General features: G+C 62.1%; 21 protein-coding genes. 11 read left to right on the top strand and 10 right to left on the bottom strand.

Annotated features, from left to right (window positions below):
- Positions 1-21: 21 nt before the first annotated feature.
- The 4 genes from AC0L2C_RS10990 to AC0L2C_RS10975 all read left to right on the top strand — a co-directional run bounded on the left by AC0L2C_RS10990 (position 22) and on the right by AC0L2C_RS10975 (position 3203).
- On the top strand, positions 22-900 hold the full coding sequence (locus AC0L2C_RS10990; RefSeq protein ID WP_473523357.1) for a branched-chain amino acid aminotransferase: 879 nt from the start codon (positions 22-24) through the stop codon (positions 898-900).
- A 107-nt stretch (positions 901-1007) separates the two neighbouring features.
- Entirely contained in the window at positions 1008-1604 is a 597-nt protein-coding gene (locus AC0L2C_RS10985) for a superoxide dismutase (protein WP_473523356.1), read from the top strand.
- A 198-nt stretch (positions 1605-1802) separates the two neighbouring features.
- A complete protein-coding gene (locus tag AC0L2C_RS10980) occupies positions 1803-2246 on the top strand; it encodes a c-type cytochrome (RefSeq protein WP_091590353.1) in 444 nt (147 codons plus the stop codon).
- Between the two features lie 9 nt (positions 2247-2255).
- Positions 2256-3203: a cytochrome c gene (locus AC0L2C_RS10975; protein WP_473523355.1), complete on the top strand. Its 948-nt coding sequence runs from the start codon at positions 2256-2258 to the stop codon at positions 3201-3203.
- 6 nt (positions 3204-3209) lie between these two features.
- On the opposite strand, the gene AC0L2C_RS10970 is transcribed toward AC0L2C_RS10975, so the two are convergent.
- The 3 genes from AC0L2C_RS10970 to AC0L2C_RS10960 form a co-directional block, all read right to left on the bottom strand.
- On the bottom strand, positions 3210-4058 hold the full coding sequence (locus AC0L2C_RS10970) for an LON peptidase substrate-binding domain-containing protein (RefSeq protein ID WP_473523354.1): 849 nt from the start codon (positions 4056-4058) through the stop codon (positions 3210-3212).
- Positions 4059-4262: 204 nt separating this feature from the next.
- A complete protein-coding gene (locus AC0L2C_RS10965; RefSeq protein WP_027152788.1) occupies positions 4263-4652 on the bottom strand; it encodes an SET domain-containing protein in 390 nt (129 codons plus the stop codon).
- A 159-nt stretch (positions 4653-4811) separates the two neighbouring features.
- Complete coding sequence (locus tag AC0L2C_RS10960) at positions 4812-6962, bottom strand: S9 family peptidase (RefSeq protein ID WP_473523353.1); 2151 nt, start codon at positions 6960-6962, stop codon at positions 4812-4814.
- Positions 6963-7080: 118 nt separating this feature from the next.
- Between AC0L2C_RS10960 and AC0L2C_RS10955 the strand changes: the two genes are divergently transcribed.
- Both AC0L2C_RS10955 and AC0L2C_RS10950 read left to right on the top strand, forming a co-directional pair.
- Positions 7081-7449: an SH3 domain-containing protein gene (locus AC0L2C_RS10955; protein ID WP_023800838.1), complete on the top strand. Its 369-nt coding sequence runs from the start codon at positions 7081-7083 to the stop codon at positions 7447-7449.
- Between the two features lie 427 nt (positions 7450-7876).
- A complete protein-coding gene (locus tag AC0L2C_RS10950) occupies positions 7877-8302 on the top strand; it encodes a Ros/MucR family transcriptional regulator (RefSeq protein WP_023800837.1) in 426 nt (141 codons plus the stop codon).
- Positions 8303-8447: 145 nt separating this feature from the next.
- Here the strand turns inward: AC0L2C_RS10950 and AC0L2C_RS10945 are convergent, their stop codons facing one another.
- Positions 8448-8876, bottom strand: a complete 429-nt coding sequence (locus AC0L2C_RS10945; protein ID WP_473523352.1) for a SufE family protein — start codon at positions 8874-8876, stop codon at positions 8448-8450.
- 132 nt (positions 8877-9008) lie between these two features.
- A complete protein-coding gene (locus tag AC0L2C_RS10940) occupies positions 9009-9359 on the bottom strand; it encodes a DUF5330 domain-containing protein (RefSeq protein ID WP_473523351.1) in 351 nt (116 codons plus the stop codon).
- A gap of 533 nt (positions 9360-9892) precedes the next feature.
- On the opposite strand from AC0L2C_RS10940, the gene AC0L2C_RS10935 reads away from it, so the two are divergent.
- From AC0L2C_RS10935 to AC0L2C_RS10925, 3 genes are all read left to right on the top strand, one after another.
- Positions 9893-11632 carry an ATP-binding protein gene (locus AC0L2C_RS10935; RefSeq protein WP_473523350.1) on the top strand — a complete coding sequence of 580 codons (1740 nt, stop codon included), beginning with the start codon at positions 9893-9895 and terminating at the stop codon, positions 11630-11632.
- Positions 11607-12371: a peptidoglycan-binding domain-containing protein gene (locus tag AC0L2C_RS10930; RefSeq protein ID WP_128168043.1), complete on the top strand. Its 765-nt coding sequence runs from the start codon at positions 11607-11609 to the stop codon at positions 12369-12371. Before AC0L2C_RS10935 ends, AC0L2C_RS10930 begins: the two co-directional genes overlap by 26 nt.
- Before the next feature lie 80 nt (positions 12372-12451).
- Positions 12452-12799: a DUF1491 family protein gene (locus AC0L2C_RS10925; RefSeq protein WP_473523349.1), complete on the top strand. Its 348-nt coding sequence runs from the start codon at positions 12452-12454 to the stop codon at positions 12797-12799.
- A 169-nt stretch (positions 12800-12968) separates the two neighbouring features.
- Here the strand turns inward: AC0L2C_RS10925 and AC0L2C_RS10920 are convergent, their stop codons facing one another.
- Positions 12969-13979, bottom strand: coding sequence for a hypothetical protein (locus AC0L2C_RS10920; protein WP_473523348.1), 1011 nt, complete (start codon positions 13977-13979; stop codon positions 12969-12971).
- Between the two features lie 209 nt (positions 13980-14188).
- Between AC0L2C_RS10920 and AC0L2C_RS10915 the strand changes: the two genes are divergently transcribed.
- Positions 14189-14404, top strand: coding sequence for a hypothetical protein (locus tag AC0L2C_RS10915; RefSeq protein WP_077381994.1), 216 nt, complete (start codon positions 14189-14191; stop codon positions 14402-14404).
- 127 nt (positions 14405-14531) lie between these two features.
- Here AC0L2C_RS10915 and AC0L2C_RS10910 read toward each other — a convergent pair whose 3' ends face one another.
- The 4 genes from AC0L2C_RS10910 to AC0L2C_RS10895 form a co-directional block, all read right to left on the bottom strand.
- Entirely contained in the window at positions 14532-15080 is a 549-nt protein-coding gene (locus AC0L2C_RS10910; protein WP_027152781.1) for a DUF1254 domain-containing protein, read from the bottom strand.
- On the bottom strand, positions 15073-15657 hold the full coding sequence (locus AC0L2C_RS10905; RefSeq protein ID WP_473523347.1) for a DUF1214 domain-containing protein: 585 nt from the start codon (positions 15655-15657) through the stop codon (positions 15073-15075). Before AC0L2C_RS10905 ends, AC0L2C_RS10910 begins: the two co-directional genes overlap by 8 nt.
- 115 nt (positions 15658-15772) lie before the next feature.
- Entirely contained in the window at positions 15773-17932 is a 2160-nt protein-coding gene (locus AC0L2C_RS10900; protein ID WP_473523346.1) for a transglycosylase domain-containing protein, read from the bottom strand.
- Between the two features lie 158 nt (positions 17933-18090).
- Positions 18091-18729 (bottom strand): TetR/AcrR family transcriptional regulator, encoded by a 639-nt coding sequence (locus AC0L2C_RS10895; RefSeq protein WP_473523345.1) that lies wholly within the window; start codon positions 18727-18729, stop codon positions 18091-18093.
- Positions 18730-18900: 171 nt separating this feature from the next.
- Between AC0L2C_RS10895 and AC0L2C_RS10890 the strand changes: the two genes are divergently transcribed.
- On the top strand, positions 18901-20454 hold the full coding sequence (locus AC0L2C_RS10890; protein WP_473523344.1) for a trimethylamine methyltransferase family protein: 1554 nt from the start codon (positions 18901-18903) through the stop codon (positions 20452-20454).
- Positions 20455-20465: the final 11 nt, after the last annotated feature.

Here is a 20465-nt window from a genome sequence, read left to right as displayed (position 1 = left end):
TCTGAAACGCGGAATCAAGCGATGACACTGGCGGCTGCGGCGCAATCCGCGACATGGACCTTCGTGGATGGCGACTGGTATGACGGCAACGTCGCCATTCTGGGGCCGCGCAGCCATGCCATGTGGCTCGGCACCAGCGTGTTCGACGGCGCCCGCTGGTTCGAGGGCGTCGCCCCCGACCTCGACCGCCACGCCGCCAGGGTGAACGCCTCGGCGATCGCGCTTGCTCTCAAACCATCCATGAGCGCCGAAAAGATCGTCGGGCTGACCTGGGACGGGCTGAAGAAGTTCGACGGCAAGACGGCGGTCTACATAAGGCCGATGTACTGGGCCGAACATGGTGGCTATATGGGCGTGCCGGCAGATCCGGCCTCGACCCGGTTCTGCCTTTGCCTCTATGAATCGCCGATGATCTCGCCGGCAGGCTTTTCTGTCACCGTCTCGCCGTTCCGGCGCCCGACCATCGAGACCATGCCGACCAACGCCAAGGCCGGCTGCCTTTATCCGAACAATGGTCGTGCCATCCTCGAAGCCAAGATGCGCGGCTTCGACAACGCGCTGGTGCTCGACATGCTGGGCAATGTCGCCGAGACCGGAACCTCGAACATTTTCCTGGTCAAGGATGGCCATGTCCTGACGCCGGCGCCGAACGGCACGTTCCTGTCCGGCATCACCCGTTCGCGGACGATGACGCTGCTTGACGAATATGGCTTCAAGACCATCGAAAAGGCGCTGTCGGTGCGCGAATTCCTCGAAGCCGACGAGATATTCTCGACCGGAAACCACTCGAAAGTCGTGCCGGTCACCCGCATCGAGGATCGCAATCTCCAGCCCGGGCCTGTAGCGAAAAAGGCGCGCGAACTCTATTGGGAGTGGGCGCATTCGACTTCGGCCGGCTGACTGGCTAAAAAGCGAACCGGCGCTTCGTTCCGGAGTTGCTCCACACCAATCCAGACCTATGTTAGTCCGGTATCGACACCGGATTTTTTCCACGAGGAGTACGACCGATGGCTTTTGAATTGCCCGCCTTGCCCTATGACTACGAGGCATTGCAGCCTTACATGTCGAAGGAGACGCTGGAGTATCACCACGACAAGCACCACAAGGCCTATGTCGACAACGGCAACAAGCTGGCTGCCGAAGCCGGGCTCGGCGATTTGTCGGTCGAAGAGATTGTGAAACAATCCTTCGGCAAGAACCCCGGGCTCTTCAACAATGCCGGCCAGCACTACAATCACATCCACTTCTGGCAGTGGATGAAGAAGGCCGGCGGCGGCAACAAATTGCCCGGCGCGCTGCAAAAGGCGTTTGACAGCGATCTTGGCGGTTACGACAAGTTCAAGGCCGATTTCATCGCCGCCGGCACCACCCAGTTCGGTTCGGGCTGGGCCTGGGTTTCGGTCAAGGACGGCAAGCTGGCGATCTCGAAGAGCCCGAACGGCGAGAACCCGCTGGTCCATGGCGCGACCCCAATCCTGGGCGTCGATGTCTGGGAGCACTCCTATTACATCGACTATCGCAACGCCCGGCCGAAATATCTCGAAGCCTTCGTCGACAATCTCATCAACTGGGACCATGTCCTCGAGCTCTACGAAAAGGCGTAGGCCTGACTGAGTTGCAGAAGAGCCCCGGCAAAACCGGGGCTTTTCTCTATGTGCCAAATGATCGGCCGCCCTTTTCCAACGACCGTCGCGAAAAATTCACACAAGCGTGAGGCGAATTTCCGGAATTTTCAAGCCAGTTTTGCCGTTATGGATCAGTCGGACCTTCACCCGAAACATCTTCACCATGGAGCCAGTTGAATGAGAAAGCTTATCCTCGCCATCTCGATGCTCGCCTTCGCCGGTTCGGCGGCGTTTGCCGATCCGATCCAGGAGCGGCAGGCCATTATGAAGGAACGTGGAAAGATCGCCGGCCAATTGTCGAAAGTCGTCAAGGGCGAGACCCCTTACGACGCAGCGGCCGTGCTGGCGGCGTTGAAGGCGCTGGAGGCAAACGCCGAGAAGTTCCATGCAAACGTCGACACTCTTTTCCCGGCTGGCAGCGACACCGGCGACACCACAGCTGCCCCAAAAATCTGGGACGATATGGCCGGCTTCAAGGCGGTGGAAGAAAAATATCTCGCCGACGTCAAGGCTGCGGCGGCCGCCGCTCCTGCCGACGTCGATGCCTTCAAGGCGGGGTTCAACACCATAGGCGGCGATTGCGGCACCTGCCACAAGACATACAGGATTAAGAAGGGCTGATAGCGGGCGATGCGCCTGCTGAAAAAACTCGTCGGCGCCGCCCTCGTTCTGGGCGTCGCCGGCGCGGTTGCCGGCTGGTTCCTGTCGGCGCCGGTCAGGCTCGACAGCGAGGCTCTGGCGCAGCTCGGCCCCGGCGATGCCGCCAGGGGCAAGCGCATTTTTTATGCCGGCGGCTGCACGTCCTGTCATGCGAAGCCAGGCTCGCAAGGCGACGCCCGCCTTCAACTGGCCGGCGGTCTCGAACTCAAGACGCCGTTCGGCATCTTCGTGCCACCGAACATCTCGCAGGATGCCACGGACGGTATCGGCGGCTGGTCGGTCGAAAACCTCGCCAACGCCATGCTGAAGGGCGTGTCGCCGAGCGGCGAGCACTTCTATCCGGCGTTTCCCTATGCGTCCTACGCACGCATGAAGCCGGCCGACATTGCCGATCTCCATGCCTTCCTGAAAACGCTTCCGGCGGTGGCGGGCAAGGCGCCGCCCAATTCGCTGGGGTTCCCATTCAACATCCGTCGCGGCATCGGGCTGTGGAAACGTCTCTATTTGAGTGACCAGCCGGTGGTTTCCTTCCCCGATGGCACGCCGGATCCGGTGATGGCCGGCCGTTATCTGGTCGAAGGGCCCGGCCATTGCGGTGAATGCCACACGCCGCGCGATTTTGCTGGCGGCACCAGGAAGAGCGAGTGGCTGGCCGGAGCCACCGCTGCCGAAGGCAGCGGCATCGTGCCGAACATCACTTCGGGCGAAGGCGGGCTCGGTGACTGGTCGGAGGCCGACATAGCCTACTTTCTGGAGACCGGCTTCACCCCGGATTTCGATTCCGTCAGTGGCGCCATGGTCGACGTGCAGAGAAACATGGCCGAGTTGGCACCGAACGACCGTGCGGCGATCGCGGCCTATCTGAAGGCCATCCCGCCGCACCCCAACGGCTATCCCCCACGCAAGCCGGCGAATTAGCACCCGTCAGCCGGCTGGCTCTGGCCCATTCTCAGGCCGGCTAGCCTTCATCAGGTCGAGGATCTTTTCAAGCCGGGCGACGACATCGCTGGTTTCCAGAAGCTGCTGCTTCTGTTCGATACTGATCGACAGCAGCGGCGCGAGCGTATCGGCTAGGACACCGGGATCGCCGATTGAGGGCAGGCCGAGTCGCGCCTTGGCCCTTCGTGGAAGCGAGGAAAAATCGATGTTGGCATAGCTCTGATATGTATCGAGAACCGCGCTCGAACGTGCTACCGCCTCCGCCGATTGGCGACGCTGCTCTTCGACTGGCGCGACCTCCGCCGCCAGAAAGTCGGCGTTGACCAGGTGAAGGATCGCGGCTCGCTGGAGGCCGGAGACCGAGACCTTGAGTACCCCATCCACCTGCGTCTGGCAGTTTATCACGCTAGCCGTGACACCCACCGGATAGAGAGAATCGAGGTTGCCGGGATCGTCGTCGGTCGCCTGCCTCTGTGCGACCACAAGAACGCGGCGGTCGCCTGCCATCGCGTGCTTCACTGCGCGCCGCGTTTTGTCGCGGCTCACGAAGACCGGAACAGTCATTTGCGGAAAGAGCACGAAATCCCGCATTGGAAAAATCGGCAGATCCGCGCCGGAGGACGGGGGCGGGCTGGCCTCGGGCGCCGGGTTTCTGGGCCCAGCACCGACTGGTTGGCTCGCCTGAATCCTTGCAGCCAATACGTTCCAGTCGCGCAAGCCGAGGACCCTAGCAATGAGCTCGAGGCTTTCGCTGTGGGACAGGGAAACGGATTTGGCGCTCAGCGCTTCGGACAGCGTTTGCGCCATGGCTTTTGCATCGCGGAAATCGCGCATGGAATCATCCTTTGCTTCGAAGAACGGAAGACGTCAGAGCTTGCGTTACTGACCCGTTCGTTCGGGCAAAGGGAGCCTGAAGTGGCTCGATACATTCACCTTACCCCGGAGGGCGCAAGCAGCAGGTTGTATCCACCTGTTTGGAAGGTGCGCTGAAGGTCCGGTGTTGTCAATCCTGCCCGCGATGCATTCCACGTTCCCGATTTACGGGTGACGATCGCCGAGGAAATCGAAGCCGGTCTCGAAGAAATGATTGTAGTTGCAGGTCATTTCCTCGCCGGGCGCGATGTCGCGCAGTGCATAAGTCTCCTCGGGCGAGGCGACGTCGCAATTCGGGTCGTCGGCATGATTCATGTAGCGGGCGTCGTCGGCTTCGAAGACGACAAAGTTTGGATCGCGCCGGTCGGGATAGGAATAGCGATCGAGATAGGCTCTGACCGGCCCGGTTTCGCGTTCATAGACCTCGACTGGGATGCGCCGGTCGTAATTGGGATGGAGCTTCCAGACCAGTGTGCCGCGGGGAATGTGGTTCTTGGCAAAGACACCGATGCCCTGGATGGGCGATTTGTCGAGATAGACGTCGACGAGCAACATGGCGGACCCTTGGCGTGACTGGATGATTTTTGGGTGGCGCGGCTGCGAAAAGCCGCGCGTTGGGTAGCGCGCAGCTATGGCAATCGCGAGCGGAAAATCGACCTGACCTGACCCGGAATCGATTTTCCGCTGGTGGGGATGGTGCGCAAGATCAAGCTCCTACAGCGCCGTCTGTGCGTCCAACAGGGTCGGCGGCGCTGTGGTGGCAAGGTCGGCCTTGCCCGCCACCTTCAGCGCAAACGCATAGGTGAAGGCGATTTCCTCGAGCCGGGAAAACCGGCCGGATGCACCGGCATGACCGGAGTCCATGTTGATCTTGAACAGCACCGGATTGTCGCCGATCTTGCGGTCGCGCAGCCGCGCCACCCACTTGGCCGGCTCCCAATAGGTGACACGCGGGTCGGTGAGGCCGGCAAGCGCCAGGATCGGCGGATAGTCGAGCGCGGCGACATTGTCATAGGGCGAGTAGGCGGCGATCGTTCGGTAGTCCTCCTCCGAGGCGATCGGATTGCCCCATTCGGGCCATTCCGGTGGCGTCAGCGGCAGGGTCGCGTCGAGCATGGTGGTGAGCACGTCGACGAACGGAACCTCGGCGACAATACCGCCGAAGCATTCCGGCGCCATATTCGCGACGGCGCCCATCAGCAGGCCGCCGGCCGAGCCGCCCTGACCGACGATGCGGTCATGTTGCGTATAGCGTTCGGCGACGAGATGGTGGGCGGCTGCGATGAAATCGGTGAACGTGTTCATTTTGTGCGCCCGCTTGCCGTCGTCGTACCAGCCATAGCCCTTCTCCTTGCCGCCGCGGACATGGGCAATCGCGTAGACGAAGCCGCGATCGACCAGCGATAACAAATTGGTGTTAAAGGCGGCCGGGACCGTGATGCCGTAGGAGCCGTAGCCGTAAAGCAGGCAAGGCGCTGATCCGTCGAGCGGCGTGTCGCGATGGTGAATGAGCGAGACCGGCACCAGTTCGCCGTCGGCTGCGGGCGCCATCAGCCGCCGCGTCACGTAGTGGTCCGGGTCGTGACCGGACGGAACTTCCTGGGTCTTCAGCAGCACGCGCTCGCGGGTCCGCATGTTGTAGTCGAAGACCTGCGCCGGCGTTGTCATGGATGAGTAGGAAAAGCGCATGATCTCGGTATCGTATTCATAGGATCCCGACAGGCCGAGCGAGAAGGCTTCCTCGTCGAAGGAGATGAGATGTTCCTCGCCGCTGTTGCGGTCATGCACGACGATGCGCGGCAGGCCTTCCTTGCGTTCAAGCCTGACCATGTGGTCCTTGAAACCGATTACCGAAAGGATCAGCCGGCCCGCTTCGTGCGGCACCAACGCCTGCCAGTTGGCGCGCACCGGGTCGCTCGCCGGCGCAGTCATGATCTTGAAATCCTTGGCGCCGTCGGCGTTGGTGAGAATGAAGAAGATATCGCCGCCTTCTTCGAGGTCGTATTGCAGGCCGGTCTCGCGCGGGGCAACCAGCTTCGGTTCGGCGAACGGCTCGCTGGCGCTCATGATGCGATATTCCGAGGTCTCGTGGTCGTTGATGCCAAGCATGATCCACTCGTTGGAGCGTGTGCCGCCGACATTCATGAAGAAGCCTGGATCGGTTTCTTCGTAGATCAGCCGGTCGTTCTCAGGACTGTCGCCAAGGGCATGGAACAGCACCTTGGAAGGACGGTGGTTGGGATCGAGGCGGGTGTAGAAAAATCCGTCATTTCCGGCATCCCACACGCCGCCGCCACCGGTATCCGGAATCCTGTCGGCCAGATCGTTGCCGTCGGCGAGATCGCGGACGCGAAGCGTGTAGAATTCGGAACCCTTATCATCGAAGGCCCACAGAAGCTTGCGGTGGTCGGTCGAATGGTCGACACCGCCGAGGCGGAAATAGGCCTTGCCTTCGGCCTCGAGATCGCCGTCGAGCAGGATCTCTTGGTCGCCGCCGTCGCGCGGCGTGCGGAAATAACGCGGCTGCTCGCCGCCAAGCTTGAAAGATGACCCATAAGCGTACGGTCCATCCTTCATCGGCACGGACGAATCGTCTTCCTTGATGCGGCCCCTCATCTCCTTGAAGAGCTGCTTCCGCACCTGGGCGGTGTCGGCCATGAGCGCTGCCTGATAGGCGTTCTCGGCTTCGAGATGGGCGCGGATCTGGGCGTCGAGCAGCGACGGATCCCTGAACATCTCTTGCCAATTGCCGGCTCTCAGCCAGGCATAGTCGTCCGTCCGGGTCACTCCATGATGCACATCGAAGACCGGTCGCTTCTCTGGTTGCGGCGGGCTGGCAGTCGGAAATGCTGGGGTTCGGGTCATTGCGTCTCGCTGTGGAAGTTATTTGAATGAAGAATGAACACGCCGATCAGCGCAGGTTCAAGAGCCGGAGTATATGCTTGCGTCGGGCTCCAAAAGATGAGCCGGAGGAGAGGGAAAAATGAAGTTCCGTTTTCACGCTGCTGCGGCTTTCGCCGTCGCTTCGACAGTCTTGGCCTTTATCGGCCAATCTCATGCAACCGTGTTCGCAGCTTGGCAAGTGACCAACCTTCCGTTTGGCGACACGCTCAACGTGCGCAAGTATCCGGCGGGATCGTCCCAGAGGCAGGCCGCCTATCCCAACGGTGCTGTTTTGCAGATGACCGGGAGATGCACCGGCGGCATAAACCTGCTCGACATCGGCAAACAGCCGGTTTGGAAGCAGGAACAGAAGATCCGCTATCGCTGGTGCGAAGTCTGGCACGATCCGGCCCAGAACGGCAATTTCGTCACCGGCTGGGTCTACGGAAAATACATCACCCCACATTGATGGATCGGTGCCGGTCCGCGGTGCTGATTTCCGGCTTGCTTGCAACAGCAAATCGCAACCTATGGTTTTGTAGATTCTAAAAACAACCAGATAGCCTACGCCACAACCAAGCATAGCCAAGCATTGAGATTTTTTTACTGCTCTCATGGGATGTAACGGCAGCTTGACTGGGCGTCCGCCGCTGCTGGTCTGCCCAGAAAATATCGCAAAGTCACAGAGTGCACGAAAGGTTGAAGCTGATCGTCGAATATTTTATTGCCATCGATGAATACAGCGCAAGAAGCGAATTGACTTACTTGGTTTAGTGGCTCATTAGGATGCTGCGACGCGAATCGCAGAGGCTCTTTCCTGCAAAAATTTCGCGCGATGCCCGACCTATCAAAAATAGGGCGCAGGTAGAAACAACTCACGTTGGGGCCAGGAAGCCATGGATATTATCGAAACACCTTCTAGAAATAGTGATGCGCTGATCGAATTGACGGCCGATGTCGTGGCCGCCTATGTCAGCAACAATCCGGTGCCGGTCGGCGAGCTGCCTAGCCTCATCGCCGATGTCCATGCCGCCCTCGGGCGCGTGGGCGGGGCCAGTGAACAGCCTCCTGCCGACAAGCAGAAGCCGGCAGTAAACCCGAAACGCTCCGTCCATGACGACTACATCGTCTGTCTTGAAGACGGCAAGAAGTTCAAGTCGCTGAAGCGTCACTTGATGACCCACTACGGTCTGACGCCCGACGAGTATCGTGAAAAATGGGGCCTGGACGCCAGCTACCCGATGGTTGCTCCCAACTATGCTGCCGCCCGCTCACAGCTCGCCAAGAAGATGGGTCTCGGCCGCAAGCGCAAGGGGCGCTGATACCGGCTCCCTTCCCAACCTGGGTTAGATGATCAACGGCGCCTCCGGGCGCCGTTTTGATCTTGGGGCGATGCTGGAGCAATCGATATGCGTCGCAACATGTGCGGCTCCGATCATGTCGGGCCATCGCGCGCTGTTCGTCTGATCAGGCGGTCTGCTTCAAGGCCGCCTCTGCGTCGCGCTTGATGCGCTTGACCATGGAACGAAGACCATTGGCACGTTGCGGCGACAGGTGCTCGTCGAGGCCAAGTGCCTTCAGCGTGGCTTCCGCATCGGTTTTCTGGATCTCGCTGGCGGGTCGTCTGGAAAACAGCGCCAGCATGATAGCGACGAGACCGCGCACGATATGGGCGTCCGAATCGCCGGCGAAGGTGACGACTGGGTCGGGCCCCGGACCATATTGGGTCGTCAGCCAGACCTGGCTGACGCAGCCGGGCACCTTGTTGGCAGGTTTGCGTTCCTCGTCGGGAAATGGCGGTAGGGCCTCGCCCAGTTCGATCACATAGCGATAGCGGTCTTCCCACTCGTCAAGCAGGGAGAAGTCGTCGCGGATCGTTTGGATCGTCGTGGTCATAGCCCGGATATAATCATCCGGCGGCGCCGCGTCACGGAAAAAGAGGAAAAGCGCGTCGCGTGAGGCCGGTCAAATGCGACGCGCTTTAGCGCGGACGGCCTGCGGACGGTGACAGATGCGCTGAAAAATATCTCAGTTTTTCGCCGGCAAATCGACTTTCGCCGGCAACACGATGTCTTCGGGCACGCTGCCGGTCGTTGTCGCCGTGTCGGGTTCGGCGGTCTTGTCGTCCAACATGGCGGCCGCGATCTTGGCTGTCTCCTTGGCCCGGGCGGTGATCGTGTGCATTGCGGACTTGCCGGTCTCGCAGACGTCGGGCTTGCGATCGCATATGCCGGCAATGTCGCCGACGGCTTCGCGTGCCGCAAACAACGCCTGGATCGGCCCGACGCTTTGGTGGCCGGTCTCGTCGGAGCCGACATTCAGCGGCAGCGCCAGAAGCACCAGCGAAAACCAGAAAGCCATTCTGATCAGAAAGCCCATCTGTATGCCCTCATTCGTGACCGGATCATGCGTTCATGCGACATGACCTCTTTATGGATACGATAGTGGCATGGACGCGCAAAGGACGGCTTGCCCGGTCAGCGAAAATTTTCCTCAAATTTTAGGCAAATTCGAAACGAAGCATTTTGCAATGGATTTGTCTCAAATCCAGCCGATTTTCTTCACTTAAGCTTAACCATCTATCCAGCTGTTTTCCTTATGTATTTCCCAGAAGCACGGCTTACCGGGGGCGACTGTCAAAGGCGGGAGGGCGGTTCGCCCGGATAACGCTCCATTTACTATGGCCGCAATTGCCAAGGTTTGCCCCGTGCCGGCCTCCCAATATCTGCCTCAGGCCGGGCATTGATCGGTCCTGCCTTATCCATTCCTTAAACGCTGGATGCGAGTTTCAGATCGACAAAAGCAACTGCGAAGCAGGGCTGTTCACGACCAGGTGCGAGTGCGTTGAGTTGAGTTCGATAAGGGCCAGATACGTTGAGTTGCCCGGCGCGATGGCAGCCGGTTGCGAACGTATGGTTCATCCGTCGATCCTCGGACAGAACGACCGCCGGTGCCAGAGGCGGTTTATCGGTGTCATGCTGGCCGCTCCGTTCTTCGCCGCAGGCGCAGCAGTCACGCTGGTCACCTCGGGCATTGGCGTGGCCGTGACCATGGCTGCGATCTTTGCGACGTTCGGCCTCTGCTGGTTTGCTGCCTTGCTGGTGGCGGCATCGGGCAAGATGGCGTTCGCCGGCCAGGTCGCCCTGGTGATGGGCAGTCTTGCTCTTGCCGGTATCATTGCCGCGGCGGGCGGGATGGCCTCGCCGGTCGCCATGCTTGTCGTGGCGCTGCCGTTCGAAGCCTGGTGGATCGGCGCGTCTCGTCGCGCTGCACTCTGGGGTGCCCTATCCGCATGTGTCGCTATCCTGCTGCAGGCTTTTGCCGGTTCTGTCTTCCCGTTCGGTCCGGCCGAAATCGCCGCCTGGCATTGGCTGCTGCCGCTGGCCTGGGCGCTCACCCTCGTTCCCCGCGTCGCAGCGCTTGGCAGCGCGGCCGGCGCGCAGCTTGATCCGGCGACCGACGATCGGCTCGAGAACATCATCGACGCCGTTGTCCTGCGGGCCGGCCGGCATGGCGAGGTTCTGGATGCGTCGGCAAAGGCGCGCACGATCCTGAAGCTGCAGCCGGAACTGCTGTTCGGCACCGGCCTGTTCGACCGCATCCATCTTTCCGATCGCGTCGCATACCTCAGCGCGCTGGCCGACATGCGCGATGGCGCGCCGGCGCGCCGGCTGGATCTTCGCGTCCGGCTGCCGCAAAACGGCAATGGCCCGACGGCGGACAATTACCGGCCGTTTTCGCTTGAATTGGCGCGCGGGGAAGAGCAGCAGGACGTCCTCACGTTCGTCCTGCGCGAAAACGACGAACTCGCCGGCTTGCGCGAAGAGCTTGCCGCTGCGAAAGAGGCGGCCGCGTCTGCCGAAGTGGCAAAGGGACGGTTTCTGGCGGTCGTCAGCCACGAGCTGCGCACGCCGTTGAACGCCATCATCGGTTTTTCCGACATGCTGCTGCATGAGATGTTTGGCACCTTCAAGGATCCGCGCCAGAAGGAATATGTCGGCCTGGTCAAGGAGTCCGGCCAGCATCTGCTTGCCGTCGTCACCTCGATACTCGACGTATCGAGGATCGAGGCCGGCGCCTACGCAACCGAGCCGGAACCATTCCGTTTCGTCGAAGCGGTCGAAATGTGCCAGTCGATGATGCGCTTGCAGGCCGACGCAAAGAGCATCGATCTACAGGCCCAGATCGCGCCGGATGCAGGCGAGATTAACGCCGACCGTCGTGCCGTGCAGCAGATACTCATCAACCTCGTCTCCAACGCTATCAAGTTCACGCCCGATGGCGGCGATGTCGTCGTCGGCGCCAAGCGGATCGGCTCGCGACTGCATTTCTGGGTCAGGGACACCGGCATCGGCATCGCCGAGGAAGACTTTGCCAATCTCGGCAAGCCGTTCATGCAGATCCAGAACGACTATACGCGCCGCTTCGAGGGGACCGGGCTCGGCCTGTCGCTGGTGAAGGGTCTGGTGGCGCTTCACGAGGGCACGATGTCGATCGAAAGCATGCCGGGGGAGGGCACCACGGTCACGATCAGCTTGCCGGTGAACGGACCGAAAGGACGTTCGAACGACAAGCCCGGCGTACTGCCGATGCCTGCAGCCAAGGCGGAGACGAAAGGGGACAGGCATGGCTCGCTCCGCAAAACAGCCTAAGGCGGTCAAGCGCCGCGGCAATGCCTTCCAACGCAGCGCGGTCGCCCTCGGCAGCCAGATTTCACGCAATCCGGTTCTGGTTGGCGGTTCGACCGCCTTCCTGGTGACGCTGTTCTACGTCTCGGCGAACGCTTTGTGGTATCAGCCTTTTCCTCATGCCGGCGCGTTTTTTGCGACCAGGAGCATGGAGGGCTTTCCTCGAGCCGGCGCCGACGAGCCTGAAACCACCATCAACATCGTGCGGCCGGAACCGGCCCCGATCAAGAGCGATCCGATCGTCGAGCAGGTCCAGGGCATATTGAAGGATCTCGATTTCTATTCCGGCACCGTCGACGGTATTTCCGGCCCCAACACGCGCAAGGCCATCCAAGCCTATCAGCAGAAGGTCGGGCTCAACGCTTCCGGCGAGATCGACAGCATTCTGCTCGATCAACTGGGCGCCATGCCAACCGCCTCGACGGTCGTGCCACATCCGGCACCCCGTCCGGACGACATGGCCGCGATTCCCGTCTCGGCTTCGCCGGCAGATGCGTCGGCGCAGGCACCCGACGCCCGCATCATCAAGATCCAGGCCGGGTTGAAGGCATTCGGCAATGACGACATGCAACTCGATGGCGTGGTCGGGGCCCGCACCAAGGCAGCGATCAAGGAGTTTCAGTCGCTGTTCGGGCTGCCCGAGACCGGCGAGCCCGACGAGGTCGTCTACGTCAAGATGCGCGAGATCGGCCTGACCAATTGATGAGCGGAGGCGGGCGGTTTTTGGTTTCACCCAAACGCAAAGCGCTCTAAGTACCGTCCGATGTTGTCCAGAATGCTGCCATGCGCGTAACCACCGATCTGTGGGTGTCGGCCTTGTTGCGCCGGGTTTTTGGCGCCGGCGGCTTTGCCGCCGTGGTCAAGCGCGGCGCAACCGAGGCCGGTTCCGTCTTCGTGCTGGCGCGAGGCCGCATGGGCGAGATTGCCTTGTTTGGCCCGGCGCCGCAGACGAGCTACGATTCAGCCAAACCCGACGACCGTTACTTCAGTTTGCTCGGCGCCGGCGACGATGCCGCCGTCTTTGACGGGCGACTGGAAAGGGAGAAGAAATTCGATCCCGACATCTGGGTGGTCGAGATCGAGGCCGGCTCTGTTCCCGTCGAGGAGCTTCTTTCCGTCAAGTCGCAATAGCGATATGCAGACAAAGGCTTAGAGCGTTCGCTTGAATCTCTTTTTCAGTCGCGACGCGCCTAAAGCGTGTCGCGCAAAAGCATGCCCTCGGGCTGACCCGAGGGGCTGCAGCGGTTTTGCGATAACGACATGCTTAAAAACAACAGCCTAAAGCGTCGCATGAGGCGGGTCAAACGCGACGCGCTTTAGGGCCGGTGGCAGCATTGTCGCTGTCCGCTTTGCGGACGTCGGCGTTTGCCGCGATCGGTCCGGCATTGCGAATGGCCTTCGACAGTGTCTCGGCTTTCCAGCCGCGTAGCCTGTCCAGTGCTGCGTCGCGATGCAGCAGCCGATAGCGGTCGAGGAAGATGCGGATGGCCTGCGGATGCGAGAACTCTGTGGGATAGACGGCGGCGGTGATCAGGAACGCCCTCTCTTCGCCGAGATCGAGCGCGCGCAGGGCGGCCAGCAGCGACGTGTAGTTCTGGTTCGCGGTGAGCGACCGCGCCGTTGAAAAATCGATCCCGAGCGCGTCGGCCAGTGCTGTCTGGAAGAATGCGGCATTGCCGGTCAGCGCCGTCTCGCGCAGTTTGACATAGGTGTTAGCGCCGGCGAACGGATTGATCGTCGCGCCGCCGCTTTCGGCATCACGCATCATCGACCGCAGCCGGCGCCGTGCAGTCTCGGCGGCGGCGCCGGACACCTGCTGGCTGCTATCGGCGACGACTTCGGCGCTTTCGGGCACCGTCTTGGCGTTCGCCTCAGGCTGCCGCACGCTCACCAGCGTCGGCTTTTCAAGCGCCCTGATCAGGTGGGCGATGGTCGGGTTCAGATCCTTGCGGCGCGCAATGGCGCGCGCATGCGGCAGGCCATGGCGGCCGATCAGCGCGATGAGGTCGATATCGCTGAGCGCGCGCGAGCGGATGAGCAGCGGCGCGGCAACGCCGACCGGCTCCTCGCAAAGCCGCCGGACCAGCGCAGCGGGCGCATATTCGCATTCGGAAAGGGCGGCGGCGACGTAGCGGCGCGATTCGACCGACACATCGGCGAAAAGCGGCAGCGTCAGACCCTCAAGTTGCGCGATCTCCCGACGCGAAGGGCGGGTGAGCGAACAGAACGCCGACACCGTGGCGCGGAACAGCCTTTCGGCCTTTCCCGATTCAGCCCGTATAGCGATTTGCCTGAAATCCGCAGATGACACGAAGGATACGCCTGACACTCGACACAATCTTGACCATGCTCGACCGGGACTGTGTCGGTTTCGCATTTGCCACGGGTCAGGACTTCCTGACCTCAGAACAAAGATCAAATTAGCGGCGATCCGTTAGCGTTCCGTTAACCTACTGGCTCCTTAATCAGATTGGAGGCGTTGCGTTGTGCTCCGGGGCAACCGAGAGGAATGCATGAACCATGGGCATGGTACTGTCTTTCGTGCCGCGAACGGCGGCAACCAATCGAGCAGACCGAAACACCGGAACGCCGGCGGCGGTGATCATTTTCCCCGGCGTCCGCTACGAGCAACCGCCACTGACGGGCGAGACGCGGCCAGGCGCCGGTCCGGACAAGCCGGGTTCGTCAAGGACGATGCCGGGGACGTCGGGGACGTTGCCTGTTCCGCATCATTGAAGCGCGTCGCGGCTGAATGGATTCGCCGCGCCCGGTTGGGCGCGCAAAGGACGCTCTATCTCCTTGAATGAGCGCCGCGGCGGCTCGCAAGGCATGGGCCGCAACGGGCGGCATGTTTCGGTTGACGTCAGTAGTCCTGCAGTTCGCAGGAACTCTGCTCGAGAAACCGCGACACGGTCGGCTTCCAGCTGTCGTCGGGCACGAAGGAGCGGATGACGAACATGCCTTCGTCGATCGGCGCTTCGACGAAGATTGCCCCTTGCAATTCCTCCGGGAGATCCTTGCGGATCTCGATCATCTGCGCCGGCGTCAGTACGATACTGTCCAGAACCCTTCCGGTCGCACTGTGGTCGTTGAAGGAGTAGATGTTATGGCCGCTGCGGTCATAGACCGATACGGACCAGAACGGGACGTTTCCCGGTGCCTTCACCCGAACCATTCCATCGGACAAATCGAAGCGGCAAGCCGCAGCATAAAACAGCGGATCGACCGATTTCACCACAGGCGTACCGCCGGCCTCAGCGTCCAGCCTGGTCATCCGATAAAGGTTGGAGGCCATGGCCAGCCGCGACCAGGCATTGCGTTCGGAAAATTCCGGGGCGAGCAGCAGCACGATGATGTGTACGATGCCGGCGCCAAGCAGGCCGAGCAGGATCGCGTGCAGCAGCCTACGCATTGCAGCCGACCTTCACGATCTGCGGCAGCGTGACATCCGAAAGGCCCGTGCTGCTGGCGATCGGCGTGTCGTAGAATGTCAGCACGAGATACATCCGGCCGAAGCCGTCGGAAAGCAGCCAGTTGCCGGGCGCGGGGCGGTTGTTGACGGAAATAAGCACGGAATTGTCGGGCTGGCGCAGCACCTGGTAGGACTGAAGTGCCGCAAGCCTTGACTTGCCGGTCTCGACCACGCCGAGCGACCGATCGGCGGCATAGAGGGTCCAGAACCGGGCTGTGGGAAATCCGCCTTCGATTTCATAGGCGCATTGGCGTTTCAATAGTTCGCCATCGGAATCGCGTTCGGCGATAAACGACAGGCCTTCTGCCTGCCCGAGTGCAAGGACACCCTCGCGCGCCACGCGGGCTTTCGAATAAGGATCCGCCGTCTGCGTGCCGATATCGGGAAACGCCGTCCATTGGCCGATCCTGATCGCGCCAATGCCATCCTGCGTCTTGAGAGCGTACCAGACGCTGCCGCCGCCGCCGCCGATGGCTATGGCAAGCGCGAGGAGCGTCAGAAATGCGTTCTTGAGCATGAAGAGCCGCGGGCAAGAGGAGTGCCGCTCGGGGATATCGCGGGGCAGGGGGCCATGGCAAGCGGACCTGTGTGGAATTGCGGCGCGAGGGATGGCCTGGCCCGTCGTGCCGGCATCAAAGCGCCGACAGGGTCTCCGGTGTCGCAGGCGCCTGGAGGACGGGTGCCGACTGGAACAGCCTGGTGATGTCCCTGAGCGCCCGCGTCGTCTGGCTGGACAGCACCGGCGGCCGCTCGGCGGCGGTATCGGCCGCTGCCTGCTCGGCATTCTTCTTTTCCGCTTCCTCGGCCTTGGCGGCGATCTCTTCGTCGACGAAGGGATGATCGAGGCCGGGGATTGGCTTGAGGTCGATATTCTGGTGCGCATAGACCATCAGCCGCTGCCAAACCATCGCCGGCAGCGAGCCGCCGGTCATGTTGTTGGTCGGGGTGAAGTCGTCATTGCCGAGCCACACGGCAGCCGTGTAGTTGCCGGTGAATCCGACATACCAGGCGTCGCGGTAAGACTGCGTTGTGCCGGTCTTGCCGGCCGAAACGATATTGGGAAGCGCAGCGCGCCGCGCCGTGCCCATCACCGGCACCGCCGCCAGCATGGTGTTCATGGATTTCAGCCCCTGCTCCGAGAGCACACGGCGGGGCGGCGGCGCATCCTTGGCGAAATCGTAAACCACCTCGCCGGTACGGGTGACGAGCTGGGTGACGCCATGCCGGGAGCCGACAAAGCCGTTCTGGGCGAACACGCTAAAGCCTGTCGCCTGGTCCATCACGGTCATGCCCGATGTGCCGAGCACCATCGTCTTGTGCGATTCGAGCGGCGATTCGACGCCCATGGCTTCCGCCATCGCCTTGATCGGCTTGATGCCGAGATGATTCTTGGCCAGCCGCACCGGCACGGTGTTGACCGATTTGGCCATCGCCGTGATCAGCGTGACCTTGCCGGCCCGTCCGTCATTGTAATTGTGCGGCGACCAGGCACCCCAGGAGATCGGCGCGCCGGAAACGACGGAGTCCGGCGTGAAGCCGTGCTCCATCGCCGTTGCGTATACGTAGGGTTTAAACGATGAGCCGCTCTGGCGCAGCGCCTTGGTGGCGCGGTTGAACTGGCTGGCACCGTAGTCGCGGCCGCCGACGATCGCCCTGACTCCGCCATTGGTTTCGATGACGACCATGGCGCCTTCGGTGACGTTGTATTCCTTGCCGAACTGGCGGAGATGGAACTCCATCGATTCTTCCGCCGCCTTCTGGATGTTGGCGTCGAAAGTGGTGTGGGCGACCAGCGAATGCTGGCCGGACTTCGCGGCGATCTTCTTGACCTCTTCGAATGCCCAGTCGAGGTAGTAATCCGGGCTCTTCTGCTCGCCGCGGTCGACGATTTCAGCCGGATGCAGCCGCGCCTGCAGCACCTGACCCTCGCTCATGAAGCCGCCTTCGACGAGATTCGACAGCACCACATTGGCCCGCGCCCTGGCAGCAGGCAGGTTGATGTGCGGCGCGTATTTGGTCGGTGCCTTGAACAGGCCGGCCAGCATCGCCGCTTCGGCGAGGTTCACATCCTTGACGCTTTTGCCGAAATAGAAATCGGCGGCCGCTTCGATGCCGAACGTGCCGCCGCCCATATAGACGCGGTCGAGATAGAGCTGCAGGATCTCCTTCTTCGACAGATTGGCCTCGAGCCACAGCGCCAGGAAGGCTTCCTTGACCTTGCGCTCCAACGTCCGTTCATTGGTCAGGAACAGGTTCTTGGCCAACTGCTGGGTGATGCTCGAGCCGCCCTGCACCACGGAATTCGCCCGCACATTCGCGAAGATCGCGCGCGAAAGGCCGAGCGCGTCGATGCCGTAGTGATCGAAGAAACGCCGATCCTCGGTGGCCAGCACCGCCTTGATGACCTGGTCGGGCATCTCGTCGACCGGCACCGAATCGCGCTGGATGATGCCGCGCTGGCCGATCTCATTGCCGTAGCGGTCGAGGAAGGTGATGGCGAAATCGCCCTGGGCACGCCAGTCGCCGGCGGTTTCCTGGAAGGCCGGCAAGGCGAGCGCCAGCATGACGACGATGCCGCCGGCGCCGAGCGTGAAGCCCTCACTCAACAGTTCGATGATGCCGCGGCGCCAGCCGGAGACGCGGAAGCGCCGGAAAAAAATGGTGGCCGCTTCCCAGAACCGGCGCGCCTTGAAGCCGGTCTCGTAGAGCGAGGAATCGAACCACGCATCCGCCGCCAGCAGTCTTGCGGCAATCGGACCCCTTCTCCTGCGTGTTTTCAAAGGACTGGCCATTCCAAGATCCGGCTGCGGCGACGCCTCCCACCGAGAAGCGGCACTCATACCAGACTATTTGTCCATTTTGGCCTCGCTCACAAGGGTGAGGGGGGCTTTCGCGGTACAGTTTGTTGATACCAGGGTCGGGCCTGCCACCTCTGCCACCTCGCACTCACTTAACGCGCCGCGATAAAGCGCATGAAATGCGCCACGTCGGCATCGCTTGGCTCCTGGCCGGTGAAACTGCGCAGATAGGCGGCGAGATGACTGACTCTCGCCTCGACCGGTTCCTTGAGGTCGAGCACATAATAGCCGATCTGCATGTAGTAGAGCACACGGGCGCGGATGAAGGCATCCTCTTCGCCGTAGCCATGCCGGCGATACATGTCGCGGATCGCGCCCAGTCGGTCATTGTCGGCCTGGTCGATGGCCCGGCGCACGTCGTCGGAGCGACGCGCCCATTCCCGGATGGCGAAGTCGAGCCTGGGATCGAACAGGCGCTCGTCGGCCCAGCATTCGAACACGTTCATGACCCCCATGATGATGCTTTCGGCCGGCCGCTGCGCGCGTTCGACGATCGACTTGGTGTTGGTGTCCCGCCAATGGGCAAGCAACTGGTCGAGCAGGTCCTGACGGCTCTCGAAATACCAGTAGAAGCTTGAGCGCGATACGCCGAGCTTCTGGCCGAGCGGCAGCACGCGCACGCTTTCGATGCCGTCTGAAATCAGTGTCTGGAGTGCAAGATTGATCCAGTCCCGGCGCGTCACCTTGATGTTGCCGGGCGCCGGCTCGTGCTGCGGAGAAATCATGGTCATGGCCGCACAATAGGCGTGAGGGCGAACTGCATACAACCGTACTAGACACATATGTACAGCGCAAGTATCCTGCCTGCCTCAACGAACTGGGCCGAGCGGCCGACGCGCGTCATCGCGGCTCCTCCCTACGATCCGCAAGACAGGGCAATACGGCAACGAGGAGCATCCGCCATGGTCGATGACGCAGCACGCAACCTCAGGCGCGAACGCAGGCGCGGACGAACCGGCGAGGCCGGCAGCGAGACCAGCCGCCGGCCGGACTATCGTTCGCTGAAGAACCCGTTCCTGCCGCAGCCGATCTTTTCGGCCGACCAGGTCGCCGCGATCCACGACACGGCGCTGCGCGTGCTCGAGCAACTCGGCGCCAAGGTGCTGCTGCCGGAGGCGCGCGCCATTCTTGCTCGTGCCGGCGCGCTGGTCGACGAGGACAGCCAGATGGTGCGCATCGGCCGCGACATCGTCGCGGCGGCGCTGGGCTCGGCGCCGAAATCGATCCGCGTCCATGCCGGTGTCCGTGCCCGCGACCTGACGCTCGAACTCGGCTCAATGACGTTCCTGGCAGGATCCGGGGCGCCGAACGTCACCGATCTGGAGCACGGCCGGCGGCCGGGAACGCTTGCCGCTTTCGAGGATCTCATCCGCCTGGTGCAGCATTTCGACGTGCTGCACATGCTGGGACCTTGCATCGAGCCGCAGGACATCGACAACCGCTTCCGCCATTATGCCGTCAACCGCGCGCAGTTGACGCTCTCCGACAAACTGCCGTTCGTCTTCGCGCGCGGCACGTCGCAGGTCGAGGACGGCTTCGAGATGCTGCGGCTGGCGCGCGGCTTGTCCGAGGACGAATTCCGTTCGGGCGCTCATTGCTACACCGTCATCAACACCAACTCGCCGCGTCAACTCGACATTCCGATGGCGCAAGGCATCATCGACTTTGCCAAGGCGGGGCAGGTGCTGATCATCACGCCCTTCTGCCTGGCCGGCGCCATGGCGCCGATCACCGTGGCCGGCGCGCTGACGCTGCAGCACGCCGAAGCGCTGGCCGGGCTGACGCTGGCCCAGATCGTGCGGCCGGGCGCGCCGGTCGTCTATGGCTCCTTCTCCTCCAATGTCGACATGAAGTCCGGGGCGCCGGCCTTCGGCACGCCGGAGCACGTCAAGGCGACGCTCGGCGCCGGTCAGCTTGCACGCTTCACCGGCCTTCCCTGGCGGTCCGGCGGCGGCAGTGCCGCCAACATTTCGGACGCGCAGGCAGCCCACGAAACGCAGTTCGCGCTGTGGGGTTCGGTGCTCGCCGGCGCGACGGTCTGCATCCATGCTGCCGGCTGGCTCGAAGGCGGGTTGAGCGTCTCGTTCGAGAAGCTGATCACCGACATCGAGGCGCTGCAGACCATCGCGGAACTCTGCGCGGCGACGCCCGGCGACGAGGCCGCGATCGGCTTCGAGGCCATCGCTGAAGTGCAGCCGGGCGGGCATTTCTTCTCGGCCGGGCACACAATGGCGCGCTACCGCACCGCTTTCTACGAACCGCTGGTCGCCGACTGGTCGAATTTCGGCAACTGGACTGAGGCCGGGTCAAGAACCGCCACGGAGCGCGCCACCGGCATCTGGAAACGGCTGCTGGCCGATTTTCGGCCGCCGGCTTGCGCCGCTGCCACATCAGGTGTTCTCGACGAATTCATTGCGCGGCGCACGGAAGAGGGTGGCGCAGCACCGGTCTCGTGATGTAGTTCAGC

It is taken from the genome of Mesorhizobium sp. WSM4845 (genome assembly GCF_055811455.1).
Note: the sequence above shows the minus strand (reverse complement) of the source record. Positions and strands in the feature narration are given on the sequence as shown.